The 12,498-nt window shown below is 40.3% G+C and carries 8 protein-coding genes and 1 tRNA gene; 3 read left to right on the top strand and 6 right to left on the bottom strand.

Annotation, left to right across the window (positions count from 1 at the left end; translation table 11 throughout):
* The first annotated feature begins 244 nt into the window (after nt 1-244).
* Both cobQ and CA730_RS22235 read left to right on the top strand, forming a co-directional pair.
* Nucleotides 245-1,717, top strand: coding sequence for a cobyric acid synthase CobQ (cobQ, locus tag CA730_RS22240; RefSeq protein WP_096670628.1), 1,473 nt, complete (start codon nt 245-247; stop codon nt 1,715-1,717).
* Between the two features lie 550 nt (nt 1,718-2,267).
* The gene (locus CA730_RS22235) at nt 2,268-2,711 is read left to right on the top strand and encodes a DUF4164 domain-containing protein (RefSeq protein WP_096670626.1); all 444 of its coding nucleotides are present in this window, start codon (nt 2,268-2,270) and stop codon (nt 2,709-2,711) included.
* 423 nt (nt 2,712-3,134) lie between these two features.
* Here the strand turns inward: CA730_RS22235 and ftsH2 are convergent, their stop codons facing one another.
* The 6 genes from ftsH2 to CA730_RS22205 form a co-directional block, all read right to left on the bottom strand.
* On the bottom strand, nt 3,135-5,021 hold the full coding sequence (gene ftsH2, locus CA730_RS22230; RefSeq protein ID WP_096670624.1) for an ATP-dependent zinc metalloprotease FtsH2: 1,887 nt from the start codon (nt 5,019-5,021) through the stop codon (nt 3,135-3,137).
* Nucleotides 5,022-5,537: 516 nt separating this feature from the next.
* Complete coding sequence (locus CA730_RS22225; protein WP_172891229.1) at nt 5,538-6,026, bottom strand: hypothetical protein; 489 nt, start codon at nt 6,024-6,026, stop codon at nt 5,538-5,540.
* Between the two features lie 131 nt (nt 6,027-6,157).
* A complete protein-coding gene (gltX, locus tag CA730_RS22220) occupies nt 6,158-7,600 on the bottom strand; it encodes a glutamate--tRNA ligase (protein ID WP_096670622.1) in 1,443 nt (480 codons plus the stop codon).
* Between the two features lie 100 nt (nt 7,601-7,700).
* Nucleotides 7,701-7,774 (bottom strand) — tRNA-Asp (locus tag CA730_RS22215).
* A gap of 333 nt (nt 7,775-8,107) precedes the next feature.
* The gene (locus CA730_RS22210; RefSeq protein WP_096670620.1) at nt 8,108-9,289 is read right to left on the bottom strand and encodes an esterase-like activity of phytase family protein; all 1,182 of its coding nucleotides are present in this window, start codon (nt 9,287-9,289) and stop codon (nt 8,108-8,110) included.
* A gap of 68 nt (nt 9,290-9,357) precedes the next feature.
* The gene (locus CA730_RS22205) at nt 9,358-10,800 is read right to left on the bottom strand and encodes a TM0106 family RecB-like putative nuclease (RefSeq protein WP_096670618.1); all 1,443 of its coding nucleotides are present in this window, start codon (nt 10,798-10,800) and stop codon (nt 9,358-9,360) included.
* A 499-nt stretch (nt 10,801-11,299) separates the two neighbouring features.
* On the opposite strand from CA730_RS22205, the gene acsF reads away from it, so the two are divergent.
* Nucleotides 11,300-12,376, top strand: a complete 1,077-nt coding sequence (gene acsF / locus CA730_RS22195; protein WP_096670616.1) for a magnesium-protoporphyrin IX monomethyl ester (oxidative) cyclase — start codon at nt 11,300-11,302, stop codon at nt 12,374-12,376.
* The last annotated feature ends 122 nt before the right edge of the window (nt 12,377-12,498 follow it).

Here is a 12,498-nt window from a genome sequence, read left to right as displayed (position 1 = left end):
AAAAGAATATACTCAAAACGGTTAAAACTTGGACTTTCTCATAACACAAAGAACAAGTTCAAAGCCTCTCCAGTATTAAATGTTATTCCTTTTCCCTCTCCTAAGAGGAGAGGGTTAGGGAGAGGTGCAAAGGAGAGGTTTACCAGAGGGGTTCCATCTTTCTTTAAACTATGAACCGTTTGCAGTATAACAATTTATTCACCGATGCACTACTGAATCTCAACATACTAAATTATAGTTAAAAATGAAATCAATCATGGTAGTGGGAACAACATCCCACGCTGGGAAATCACTGATAACCACAGCTATTTGTCGGATTCTTTCCCGACGTGGCTGGCGAGTATCTCCCTTTAAAGGTCAAAATATGGCTTTAAACGCCTATGTTACCGCCAGTGGTGGTGAAATAGGCTATGCTCAAGCAGTGCAAGCTTGGGCGGCGGGAATAGCCCCCCTGGTAGAAATGAACCCAATTTTACTGAAACCTCAAGGGGATATGACATCGCAAATTATCCTCAAAGGTAAAGCCATAGGTAAAGTCAGCGCCACAGATTATTACGAACAATATTTTGAGATTGGTTGGCAGACCATCAAAGAATGTCTACAATACCTATCTACAGAGTTTGATGCCCTCGTTTGTGAAGGTGCTGGTAGTCCCGCCGAAATTAATCTCAAACACAAAGACCTAACGAATATGCGGGTGGCAAAACACTTAAATGCAACCACACTTTTAGTAGTTGATATTGATAGAGGTGGAGCATTTGCTCATGTTATTGGCACATTAGAACTATTAGATCCAGAGGAACGCGCCCTAATTAAAGGAGTCGTCATTAACAAATTTCGAGGACAGCGCTCAATTCTCGAACCCGGAATTAAATGGTTAGAAGAACGCACAGGGATACCAGTTGTCGGCGTGATTCCCTATTTAGAACAAGTTTTCCCAGCGGAAGACTCCCTAGATTTACTAGAACGCAAACCCACAAAAGCTAACTCTGAACTAAATATTGCTGTGATTCGTTTACCCAGAATTGCCAATTTCACAGATTTTGACCCCTTGGAATCAGAACCATCAGTCACAGTAAAATATTTACATCCTAAGCAAAGTTTAGGACATCCAGATGCAGTAATTATCCCAGGAACAAAAACCACCATTGCCGATTTAATTACCTTGCAAAAAAGCGGTATGGCGGAAGCAATTCAAAACTATGCGGCTTCTGGTGGCACGGTTTTAGGCATTTGTGGCGGGTTTCAAATGTTGGGACAATCTATAGCTGATCCAGAAGGCATGGAAGGACAAGTTGGTAAATATCCAGGGTTAAGTTTATTACCCATTAAAACAGTAATTACTGGTCAAAAAACTGCCCGTCAGCGTCAAGTTACCTCCAATTATCCCCAAGCGGGTTTACCTGTGACTGGGTTTGAAATTCACCAAGGAAGATCCAGGATAGAAAACCCAGCAGATCAAAAATCCTGTCAGCCTCTATTTGATGATGCTAATTTAGGGTTAGTAGATAGTTGTCAATCAGTTTGGGGAACTTATCTACATGGAATTTTTGATAATGGACCTTGGCGACGGGCTTGGGTAAATCGTCTCCGGCAACAACGGGGTTTGAAATCTTTACCCACAGGTGTAGCTAACTACAAAGAACAGCGAGAGCAAATGTTAGATTCTTTAGCTACTCAAATTGAAGAACATTTAGATTTAACACCATTTATATAGATTAAGATGCTTGTTAGTTCATCTGATTTGAGTTAGATAACTCCACAAAAAAGATGAACTGCTTGCCAATCTTGTGGGATGGGCATCCTGCCCGTCCTTGATGATTAGCAGGCAAGATGCCCGCACCACAAGAAATTTTTGGGTATTTTTTTAATGGGAAGTCTCTTAGGGAACAACAAAAAATAAATTATCCAATCTTGTGGGATGGGCATCCTGCCCGTCCTTGATGATTAGCAGGCAAGATGCCCGCACCACAAGAAATTTTTGGGTATTTTTTTAATGGGAAGTCTCTTAAATAAATAGGGTTTGGTGAATAAGTTGTCTGTGAAGGCAGAGATCTCTTAACTTCTCGGTTTAGCATAACAAGTACCGAAGAACCAAAACATCTTTTTCTTGACTGAACTTTAAACTCAGTAACTTTTGTTTCTTATCTGTTCCCTGTTCCCTATTCCCTTTTTTTGTAAACAAGTCCCTTCTCCTTCACAGTGAGAGTGGGGTAAAATGACAGGTGCTGCTGTTATTGTTCATAAAACAACTATCACGAAAATATATGACAACTAACCCACCAACTCTCACTTATACCCTGGAAGAAATATTATCTCGTTTAGATCAAAAGATAGAGAAGCAATTTACCGAAGTCAACCAAAAAATGGATCGGCAATTTGCTGAAGTCAATCAAAAAATGGAGAAGCAATTTGTTGAGGTCAATCAAAAACTAGAAACTATTGATAGTAGACTAAATAAACTGGAAATTGGTCAGGTAGAACTATCTGGGGAAATTAAAATTTTAGATAAAAAACTATCTGGGGAAATTAAAAGCCTAGATGAAAAACTATCAGGGGAAATTAAGACCCTAGAAGAAAAAGTTATTGGTATTGATAAAAGGCTAGATAACCAAGAATTTATTAATCGTGGAGTTCTAGTAGCAGTGATTATAGCCTTAATTAGTGGAGTAGTCAAACTATTCGGTTTCTTCCCCACCGGTAAAATCTGAAAACCTTAATTGATTCTATATAGGATCTTAGGGACTTCCAATTAAAAAAATACCCAAAAATTTCTTGTGGTGCAGTCCGAAAAGCCCGCTAATCATCAAAGACGGGCAGGATGCCCTGGATTTACCAGCGCCAATGCGAATATCAACCTCTTTGGTGGTAATTTCTTGTTCAATTAAAACGAACTTTAGCTAGAAGACAGGGAATCAATTCTCTGTCTTCCTGATTTACATCATCAGCCCATGATGTTTCGCTAAAAAACGCAAAAACGCCAACCGAAAAAAAGAGATTTATGGTATTGACAAACAAGTTTTAAAATGTTATCATAAAAGCGATAAGGAAGAACTATCTTGCAATAATAATAAAACGACAAGATCCCCGACTTCTTTAAGAAGTCGGGGATCTGATTGATTCAAAATCAACCCTTACAGCATGGGGGCAAACTGAGACTTATCAGGTACTTCCGCATACTCAGCCACAATTTGTCGAAGCTCGTCACCATTAATGGTTTCTTTCTCAATCAACAAATCAACCAAACGATCTGCGAGACTACGATGATCACGCATGATCTTCTTAGCGTTGCTATAGCATTCTTCCACAATCATTCTGACTTGACCATCAATACGACAAGCGATCGCTTCAGAATACTCAGAACGGGTTGTCCAGTCACGACCCAGGAACACTTCACCCTGTTGGCTTTCCAGAGATAAAGGACCTAAATCAGACATTCCAAACCGTGTTACCATTTGTCGTGCCATTCCTGACAACTGCTGCAAATCTCCACCCGCACCGGTGGTGACTTCCGCTGATCCAAAAACTACTTCTTCAGCAGCCCGACCACCCAAAGCCCCGGTAATTCTGGCTTTTAGCTGAGAACGGCTAATTAGACCTTGTTCCTCATTAGGTGTAAACCAAGTTAAACCCTGAGCTTGTCCTCTGGGAATCAGAGTCACTTTTTGCACGGGGTCATGGTCTTTGAGTAAAGTCCCGACCAAAGCATGGCCGATTTCATGGTAAGCAATCAACCGCTTACTCTTGCTGTCTATCAAGGGAGTACCTTCCATACCAGCAACTACCCGATCAACAGCATCATCAATTTCTAGTAAAGTGATCCCTTCTTTCCGTCTTCTCGCTGTGAGAATTGCCGCTTCGTTGAGCAGGTTAGCTAAATCTGCACCGGTAAATCCAGGAGTCCGGCGAGCGATCGCTTCCAAAGATACGCTAGGATCTAATTTCTTATTTCTAGCATGAACTTGTAATACTTCTAAACGACCTTTAATATCCGGTGCATCTACAGTTACTTGTCTATCGAAACGACCAGGACGCAACAAAGCCGCATCTAGGACATCAGGACGGTTAGTAGCAGCAATAATAATAATGCCCGTATTGCCTTCAAATCCATCCATTTCTGTTAATAGTTGGTTGAGGGTTTGTTCCCGTTCATCATTCCCACCACCGATACCAGCGCCCCGTTGACGACCAACAGCGTCAATTTCATCAATAAAGATGATACAAGGAGCATTATCTTTGGCTTTTTTAAACAAGTCACGGACACGGGAAGCACCCACACCCACAAACATTTCCACAAATTCCGAACCGGAGATAGAGAAGAAAGGTACACCAGCTTCACCAGCGATCGCTTTTGCCAGTAAAGTTTTACCAGTTCCGGGAGGTCCAACCAACAGCACACCCTTGGGAATGCGAGCGCCCACAGCAGTAAATTTCTCAGGTTGCTTGAGGAAAGTTACAACTTCTTGTAATTCTTCCTTCGCTTCTTCAATTCCCGCTACGTCATCAAACTTCACCCCAGTTTTTGCTTCCATTTGGAAACGAGCGCGGGATTTGCCGAAATTCATCGCTTGTCCAGGACCACCGGGAAGATTATTAGAACGACGGAACAAAAAGAACAAGCCAGTAATCAATAAAACAGGGAAAACTAAATTACCCAAAAGTCCCCAGATTGCCCCATCATTTCGCATCGGATGAGCGTCAAAACTGACTTGCTTCTCCCGCAGCTTTTGGATTAATTCAGGAGCATTCACAGGCAAATCTACCCGCCAGCGTTGAGTGCGGTTTTCGATGTCTTGGTCATTAGCTTCAATAATTGCTGTTCTACCACCATCGTATAGATCCACATTGGTAACACGATCTGCATCCAAGTATTCCAGAAAGCGCCCGTAGGTCATACGGGTGTTGGCAGCGTTTTTACTTGTATCCGCAGGAACGCCTGCAAAAGCACCTTGCCAGAAGAAAAAGCCGATTACCAAAGCCAACACTGACCAGAGTGCTACGACTCTCCAAGAGAATTTCATCTTTAATTTGCCTCTAAATGTCAATATGCTATACAACAGATATCCTAACTATGATTCACGTGATTAATCTGATTTAGATGATTAATTAATTTGTCACAGCAATTAATCATAAACATCATAAAAATTACAGTTTCAGCGGATGATGATTTGCGTGATTAATTTGATTTAGATGGTTAATTAATTTGCGAAAGCAATCAATTAATCACAAAAATCACAGAAATCATCAAAATCACAGTTCAGACAGTTTGAGAATGAGATGTTCTATGGCAGATCCACGATTTTTATCAAGAATCTTAATTAAACTTAACTTAATTCTAATACAAACTTAGCACACAAGCACAAGCTCAGGGTAAAAAGCTGATATAAAAACAGTCAGAACCCGCTCCTGATAAGATTTTGGATTGTTAAAGGCTTACTGTACAAGCTTTACATTATTAAAATTGGTATAGCGGCACTTGAATGAAGAGACAAAAGCCCATACACCACCCTTCTAACTCCGAACTCCGAACTCCTGCATTACTTACCTTCCGTGATTTTCAAGGTATAAGGTAGGGATTCATTGTCCTTATAAGAACCAATCCAAATTTGATAAGTACCTAGTAGCCATTCCCCAACAATACCAGGGTTTTTGCCGTCAAAGTCATCATTGCACCAAGTTCCACCAGGTCCTTTAATAATCATGGTTGTATCATTAGAACTAGGACTGTCAACAACTAATTTTAGGTATTCAAACTTACTCGTCAGTTTCAAAATATGGTCTGGAGTTTGATCCATAAATCCTTGACAGAGTCCAGTTGGTGGCGTTTCTGCTTTTCCTGCTATTTTACTTCCCGGTATTGCACCACCACTCATTCCCCTGACTGTCAAGGGATCTGGAGAAAATGGATGTTGAATAGTCACATCTCCAAAAATCGGCGCGGCTGTTTGAGCATGAGCCACTGGATTAAATCCGACTGTAACGCAGAGTACAACTATGATTCCTGTAGGAAAAGCTGTTTTTGACATTGCAATTATATAAAGAGTTCTAAATACCTTTGAAGACATGAATTTACGGTCTCAAGTTCCTTTAGAGAAAAGACTTGAGTACCGCAGGGAGAATTTAAAATTCCAGAAAATTCTGACCCAATACCCGGTAATTAATTATTGCTAATTGCTTGATTTAAGCGGGATTTATCTAAACCAATCTGATTAAGTAGTAACCAAGATTGAATTAAATCTGGTCCATGTACATCCCCTGTTAATGCTGCTCTGAGCGATCGCATGACTAAGCCTTTTTTCACCTTTTCTGATTTCACAACCTGCTTAATAATATCTTGGGCAATATCCGCTGATAACTCCGGCTGACTTTCTAAAGCTGTGATAATTGCTTGCAGTACAGTCTTCACCCCTGCTTGCTGTAATTGTTGGCTGCCTTCCTCAGTCAATTCTACCCCCTCAGTAAAAAATACTTTGGTCATCTCCACCGCATCCACCAACCGAGTCAAACTAGCAGCAATTAACCCCACTAGCTGCTCTAACCAAGGACGTTCTCTTCCTCCTGTAAATGCAAACCCAGTCTTTTCCCAGTAGGGGATAAGTAAATCTGTCAGCTTATCAACTGGCATACTGTGGAGATATTGGCTATTTAACCAATCCAACTTATCCCAGTCAAATTTAGCACCAGCTTTATTCACTCGCTCAAAGCCAAAATCCTTAGCTGCTGATTCTAAATTGAAAATTTCTTGGGTAGAATCCGCCGGCGACCAGCCCAGTAAAGTCATATAATTGACTAAACCTTCCGCCGTAAAGCCCATATTCTGAAAGTCGCAAATGGAAGTTACTCCATCCCGTTTCGATAATTTGCGCCCTTCTTGATTCAAAATTAAAGGTGTATGGGCAAATTCGGGAATCTTCGCCCCGAAAGCTTCATACAATAGGATTTGTTTAGCAGTATTGGCGATATGGTCTTCACCACGAATGACATGACTAATTTGCATATCAATGTCATCCACAACCACCACAAAATTATATAGTGGTTGACCAGTACCATCACTAGCAGCGCGAGCAATCACCATATCACCACCCAAATCGCTACCACGCCAACTCATTTTCCCCCGGACTAAATCATTCCAGACAATTTCTCGGCTATCGGCGATTTGGAAACGAATTACCGAAGAACGTCCTTGAGCTTCAAATTCTGCCCTTTGTTCTGGGGTGAGGTGACGGTGACGGTTATCATAGCGAGGTGCTTCCCCTCTAGCTTTTTGCCCTTCTCGCAGTGCATCTAATTCTTCAGATGTGGTGTAGCAGCGGTAAGCCAATCCTTGGTCTACTAATTTTTGAACGGCTTCTTTGTAAAGATGGAGGCGTTGAGATTGGAAAAATGGACCTTCATCCCAATTCAATCCTAACCAGCGTAGTCCATCCAGAATATTATCTGTGTATTCTGGACGCGATCGCTCCAAATCAGTATCTTCGATTCTTAAAATAAACTTGCCATCATGGTGACGAGCAAACAAATAGTTAAATACAGCGGTTCTCGCTGTACCAATATGTAGATTTCCGGTAGGACTCGGAGCTATGCGAACTCTGACAGTCACAGTTAATTCTCTCTTTTACAAATCATGATTACACATAACTGAAATTAAAACCTATGAGTTTCTTTGATGAACTCTTTATCTTATATTCAGTATTTTAGAACGGGACTGACGGGGCTCGAACCCGCAACTTCCGCCGTGACAGGGCGGTGCTCTAACCAATTGAACTACAGTCCCTTGCGTTTTTGCTTAACTTGCACTCTCACCATTATGCCCAGTCTTTTTATTTTTGTCAAGTAGTTTGAGAAAAATTTTTTTCAAAGGTAAGTTAGGGCTTACGCACCAACAAAATCTATTTCTTGTAGGGTGCCTCAGACCAGATAATTTGACCAAAAAGACGGGACACAAGCCCCGTCCTTCCAGGACGGCTTTATGCTAAAATTTGGTTATAGTCGCCATAGGGCATTGGGAGACTTTAAACGGACATGGAGGGACGATAAGACCACTTGTGGCGTGTTCTGGTGAAGTGTCAAGAATCACCGCACCTTCAGGTCGGTGAGTATGTCAATTTTAAAAGTTAGGTATTCTGAGGCGGCGTAATAATTTAGTTAGTGGAGATTCAATTTTCAGCTTAAAGGCTAAAATTTGGGTTTGTTGTAGTCCATTAAAATTATTATCGCTGATTAGAATTAGTGATGGTTGTCCGTCGGGGAGTTTTTCACCTAGAGTCAATCCCTCAATATTATCTAATGATACATCTAAAGTTCGTAGATCTAAGAGGAGTTTTTTTTCTGCTGGCTGGATTTTATCAGGGTCAATTTTGGTAATGCTGTCTAAGCTATGGATGTCTGTGGCGTTATTTAGGGAAACCTGAAACAGAAAAACTGTAAATCCCAAACCTGTGAAACTTCTTTCTATACCGAGAAAGTTTCCTGCATTATCTATCGCTACTAAATCAGGTAAGCCACCAGCAAATTTACCTATAGGATTAAACAACGGTGTCACTGGTTCTGTTTGGTAGAGAAATTCCTGTTCTAGCTGCTTGGTTAAGAGGTTATATTGCAAAATGCGGCAAGATGTACCAACACCTGATTGGGCTGCTGTACCATCTTGAATTAAGGCGTTTTCGGTGGCTGTAAATAGAAGTTTTTGATTAGGTGTAATGGTGAGACTTTCAAAGGCTAAGTTGTTGCGAATGCCTTTTTGCTTTTGAGAATCAGGCAAAAATTTATCCGGTATGGGTAGGGTATTCATTGTTTGTCCAGAAGCCAGTGCAAATTCTTTAATAAAGGGATTGATGAGTCTGTCTACATCACCTTCGGAGGAAACAAATATGGTATCTTGATTAGTTATGGCAATCCCTTCTGTATCAGTGGTATTGGGGAGAAATGGTTGATTATTCGTATTTAATAAGTTTGTGACACTTACGGGAATAACATTGTTATTGGTTAATTTACTTTTGCTGAGGTCAATTGTTAAAGTATAAAAACGAGGTGGTGCTTTTTGCCCACGATCATCTGATATTGCATAATATAGGTTATTTTTGGCATCGTAAGTTATTCCCGATAACCCGCCAATTTCGGTTTTTTGGAAAGTTAAACCTGTGGGTAAGGTGGCTTGACCAATAAATTCTATGCTGTTGATAATTAAAGAAGCGGAAGCGAAATTATTAAACAGAAAGCTAATAAAAATTAAGGAAATGGTAAAGATGAGAATCAGGAATGGTTTCCGAAATTTTGGAAGATGCAACATAGAATAATAAGAGTCAGAAGTCAGGAAAAAGAGGGAAGGAAGAAGTAAGAAGGAAAAAGAAAGAAGTTTTATGTAGTTGTGAAAAAACTGACTAGCCAATCTTTGACAGTACGGGTGGCGCGACAGTCATCTTCGTTGTAGTCTTGAATGAGTGCTAATAAAGTGCGATCGCCTGTTTCTAACCACTTATCATACCAGTAAATACATTTAGCACCATTGGCTTCTTGTTCACGCCATTCAAACCCCACCCAGCGGGCAATAGTTTTTAACGCATAACTATCTATTGGTAAAGCCACACTTTGAATTAATTGTTCATAAATATCAACAAACCGATTCAGGAGAGGATGAATTTGAGCATGAGGTGTGCGGTACAGTTTTCCCAGGCGTTTGACTGTATCCACTTCATAAGGACAAAAATGATAAATTGGTGCTTGGGGATATTGATTCACTAAATTTAAAAATTGTTGCCAAATTAGAGGTTCTTGTTCTGGTTGTTCCGCCAAAAAAGCATAAAACTGTTCAGTATTAGCAACTCTATCCACAACTAAAACACCTAAAAGATAATTTAAATTTAAATCTGGCTGGGCTTCAATATCAAAATAAAGTTCAATCGGGGCTGTAAAAGTCAGATATTCTAAAGAAAAGGAATCAGCAAGAATCAAGGGTTGTTTGGTGAATACAGATTGGGCTTGGACAACTAATTTAGCTGCCACATTACTATCAAATCCTGTTAAGTTTTCTAAGGTGCTAGGATGGGTATGTGCCAGTGCTTCTAAAGTAGTGATGTCCAAATTTTGCAGTTGAGCGTAGCGAATCGGTGTTACACCTGGCAACAGAGACAGATGTTCTTGACATCTCGCTTTCGCATAACAATAATTATACCAGGGACAAAGATTACATTTCTGCCGAGAAATAAAAATTTCCGGCGCTTCCACCGACTCAATAACTTGAATATATTCCTCTAAAATATCCAGCATTTGTGGTGTCCATTTGTCCAAATCCACCACATAAGTTTTATCTTTATCTCGCAATATCAGCCCAGCCTTACTCAGAATCACATCCTGAACCATAGCTAAAACTTGGGCGTGAAAAGCAATAACTACCTGATATTCTTGCTTAGGACGCTTACCCAATTCAATATTAACCGGGACATAGTTCCAATTTCCAAAACAGGATTTCCCCGGCTGTTTCACAAGCAAATCTGGGCGACTCAGCAAAGTATATTTTTCACAATAGGTAGTTAATATTACACCACTACGAATATAACTCACTCCTTGCTGCATCAGTGCTAGAGTTGATGCTGCTCCTGCTTGCCAATCACTCGCAACATAATCCGGTTCGGAATAACTTAACTTTCTGACTATCCGCTGATGATGAAGGCTTTTGTCCTTCTGCACCTTCAGCATTAACTCATTGGGAATCTCTCGCTGAAGATAATCACCATGAACATCTAAAAAAGGTCGTCGCTGACAGCGTTGAAATTGTAGTAAAAGTTGAGCATTGATTAACATCCTTTTAAGCTAACAATAATTCAGAAATTACAGGACAGTTAAGAATTGCATTGTTCAGCCAAATACTGTAGTTCTGGTTTTTCATGAGTGTCAACACAAACACATTATGTCCCACCGGAGTAACCAGCACAGAAGGTTCGACATTATAGTATAAAACATCACTGCTGGCGATATTTTTCAGCACCATATTACCAGCCCAATTAATAATGCCTTGTATTTTCCCAGCTTACATGATTTTCCTCGGTTTTGGCTAATTTAACCTTCCTGTCCTCAAAGGCGACATTAAACCCATCATTCCTATTGCCACCAGAATAAACTGTAAATCGTTTTTTGTGGATTTTTGCAACTCTTAATCATTTATCTGCTCATTTCTGGGCTAGATATTGCTACACTGAATTTCATACAAAATCATAATTGTTGTCCCTTGCACCTTGTGAGAGCATAAGGATCAGCTTTCTGGTGTAATCAAGAACAGAAAGATAAAAGAGCAAATCAAAACATGGTAGACTCCCTCAAAAAACCAGGCTTTGACGAAATCCGTTCTGGAATTAAGTCCCCTGCTAAAGAAACCCTTTTAACACCAAGGTTTTACACAACCGATTTCGATGAAATGGCGCAGATGGATCTTTCCGTCAATGAAGAGGAATTAGAAGCTATTATTGCAGAATTCCGCATTGACTACAACCGCCATCACTTTGTTCGGGATGCTCAGTTTGAAAAATCTTGGGACTCTATTGACGGAGAAACTCGCAAATTGTTCGTTGAATTTCTCGAACGTTCTTGTACAGCAGAATTTTCCGGCTTCTTGCTATACAAAGAACTCGGCCGTCGCTTGAAGGATAAAAGCCCTCTTTTAGCTGAAGGCTTTAACCTGATGTCACGGGATGAAGCCCGTCATGCTGGGTTCTTGAACAAAGCTATGTCAGACTTTAATCTTTCTTTAGATTTAGGATTTTTGACTAAGAGCCGTAGTTATACGTTCTTTAAGCCCAAATTCATCTTCTACGCTACCTATCTTTCTGAAAAGATTGGTTATTGGCGCTATATCACCATTTATCGTCATTTAGAAGCCCATCCTGAAGATCAAATTTATCCAATTTTCAACTTTTTTGAGAACTGGTGTCAGGATGAAAACCGTCACGGTGATTTCTTTGATGCGGTTATGAGAGCGCAGCCACAAATGTTGAATGACTGGAGAGCAAAACTATGGAGTCGCTTCTTCTTGTTGTCAGTGTTTGCAACTATGTATCTCAATGATATTCAACGCAAAGATTTCTATGCTTCCTTGGGCTTGGATGCGCGTGATTATGATATTCATGTAATCAAGAAGACTAATGAAACTGCTGGTAGAGTCTTCCCAGTTATTTTGGATGTTGAGAACCCAGCGTTTTATCAGCGTTTAGATGTTTGCGTCAAAAATAACGAAAAATTGGCAGCAATTTCTAGCTCTAATACTCCTAAATTCCTGCAATTCTTCCAAAAATTCCCAATCTATGTATCCCATGGTTGGCAGTTATTACAATTATATCTGATGAAGCCCATTGATGCGGCTTCTGCTCACGGACAAGCTCGTTAACTTGAGTTTACTTTTTGAGGAGGTGGTTTTGTCTTGAACAAAACTACCTTTTTTTATCATTGATTTTTGGAAGTAGGGGCAAACCCCCCGTGGTTGCCCAAGAATCAGGGTAGGGGCAAACC

Origin of the sequence: Dolichospermum compactum NIES-806, assembly GCF_002368115.1 — a bacterium.
Taxonomy (GTDB): domain Bacteria; phylum Cyanobacteriota; class Cyanobacteriia; order Cyanobacteriales; family Nostocaceae; genus Dolichospermum; species Dolichospermum compactum.
Note: the sequence above shows the minus strand (reverse complement) of the source record. Positions and strands in the feature narration are given on the sequence as shown.